Source organism: Veillonella parvula (assembly GCF_018366295.1).
Lineage (GTDB): Bacteria > Bacillota > Negativicutes > Veillonellales > Veillonellaceae > Veillonella > Veillonella parvula_P.
Window position 1 is genome coordinate 1 of record NZ_JAGZIJ010000020.1, and the last position, 2,263, is coordinate 2,263.

Here is a 2,263-nt window from a genome sequence, read left to right on the forward strand (position 1 = left end):
AGCAAAAGCAAAAGCAAAAGCAAAAGCAAAAGCAAAAGCAAAAGCAAAAGCAATTGCATTAGTAATAGTAACAGCTATAGTAATTGCAATAGTCGTAATAGTAATAATAACAATCTACGGTAAAAGTGTAGTCTACGGGCTGCGCTTTTACTGTATTCTAATAGATTATAATAAATAATAGGACAAGTTATTAGATAATTTATCAGAAGCTTTATAATATATTTGTAATATATGTGAAGGTTAAGTAACAAGGATAGGTTATGGAACAAACACCTAAGGCAAACCGCATACATATTGGCTTTTTTGGCCGTTGTAATGCCGGTAAGTCTACATTGATCAATATGTTAACTGATCAGCCTGTATCGTTAGTATCCGATGTGGCAGGGACTACAACAGATCCTGTAAGCAAAACTATGGAAATCTTGCCACTTGGTCCTGTGGTGATTACTGATACTGCTGGTATAGATGATACAACTGAATTAGGTGCATTGCGCATGGAGAAAACAGAAGAGGTTATAAAAAAGATTAACTTGGCTGTTTATGTGCTTCGCACCGATGAAGAGCCAACCTCCGATGATATGCACTGGTTAGGTCTTTTGAAACAAAATAATGTACCTGTCGCACTTTTTATTAATGAGATTAATGCGACTACAAATAATTTAGATGGGTCTAAAGATAGTGTAGATGCTTCTAAAGGTAGTGTAGATGCTTCTAAAGATAGTGTAGGTAATGATATACTGGGAGAGCAGTATATAACAGCCCATACAGGTTTATCCGATTTGGTTACTGTCATTGGTTCTGCTGATTTCACCTCTGATGCGAAACGATTAGAATTGCTTGACTTATTAGGTGGCTTAACACCACTCGATGTAGAAGGGGAGCAAACTCTTTTACAAGGTTTAGTTGAAGAGGGGGATACGATTATTCTCGTATGTCCTATCGATAGTGCCGCACCAAAGGGACGACTCATCTTGCCACAGGTGCAAACTATCCGAGAAATTCTCGATTACAAAGGTTTAGCGTTAGTATGCCAAACAGAAGAGTTACCTTCTATGATTAACTCTCTTAAGAATCCACCTAAAATGGTAATCTGTGATTCCCAAGCCTTTGATAGAGTTGATGAGTTGACACCTGCTTTGATTCCGTTGACGTCTTTTTCTATTTTGATGGCGCGGTTCAAGGGAAAATTACAGGATTTAGTAGCTGGTGTTAAGGCTATTAAGAATTTGAAAGCTGGTTCCAAGGTACTTATCAGTGAAGGTTGTACACATCGTCGTCAATGTGATGATATTGGGACTGTAAAAATACCTAATCTTTTAAAGAAGCAAGGCTATACAGATTTACAGTTAGAATTCACTAGTGGGGGAGCATTCCCGAAGGATGTATCACAGTATGATTTGATCATCCACTGTGGTGCTTGTATGCTAACACGTCGTGAGGTGTTACGTCGTATAGAATGCGCTGTTGTACAAGGTACGCCTATTGTAAATTACGGTGTACTCATAGCAGCTCTACATGGTATACTAGAACGAGCAATAAGCCCATTTGTTGACGAACTAGAGGGCTGATAAATAGCATTGTAATATGTATGTAACACATACATTTAGATATACATTACATGCTTGTTATATACATTATTATATAGGTATCATTTATCTATATTAGATATATTAAATATTAGATATATTAAATTAAATTGCATGCAGTCATTTAACTTTCACAATAGGAGTGGTATAATTAACTGTTGGAGTTTTGATGATTGTATAGGAAGGAAAATACATGTTCGAATCGATTCAACCGTGGATAGGCATGGTTACCATCGTTCTTGTTATAGTGTTATTCGTATATTGTGTAATCTTACACATCCGTTTGGGTAGCTTGAAAAAGAAATATGATTTCTTTATGCAAGGGGAGCATGGTGCGAGCCTAGAACGTAAATTATCTGTAGAGGTTAGTGAGATTCGCGATGCTGCGAAGGGCCTTGAGTCCTTGTTATCCGAGCAAGTGGCAATCCGCAATATTCAGAGTAATACGATACAAAAAATTGGCTTTATTAAGTATAATGCCTTTGAAAATATCGGAAATGATCTGTCCTTTGCGCTTACCTTGCTAGATGGCAACAATAATGGCATCTGTATCTCTAGTATTTACGGTCGTAGCGAATCTCGTATTTTTAGTAAACCTATTGTGAAAGGTAAAAGTTTAGTAAGTCTTTCACAAGAAGAATTAGAAAGTTTGAACGAAGCGTTGGGTGAACGTACCA

At 37.0% G+C, this 2,263-nt stretch carries 2 protein-coding genes; both read left to right on the forward strand.

Features of this window, described 5'->3' with window-relative positions; translation table 11 throughout:
* Positions 1-260: 260 nt before the first annotated feature.
* A complete protein-coding gene (hydF, locus tag KHY58_RS09990) occupies positions 261-1,568 on the forward strand; it encodes a [FeFe] hydrogenase H-cluster maturation GTPase HydF (RefSeq protein WP_278473253.1) in 1,308 nt (435 codons plus the stop codon).
* Positions 1,569-1,779: 211 nt separating this feature from the next.
* Positions 1,780-2,263: DUF4446 family protein (locus KHY58_RS09995; RefSeq protein WP_278473254.1), on the forward strand; the 484-nt coding region annotated here is incomplete at its 3' end.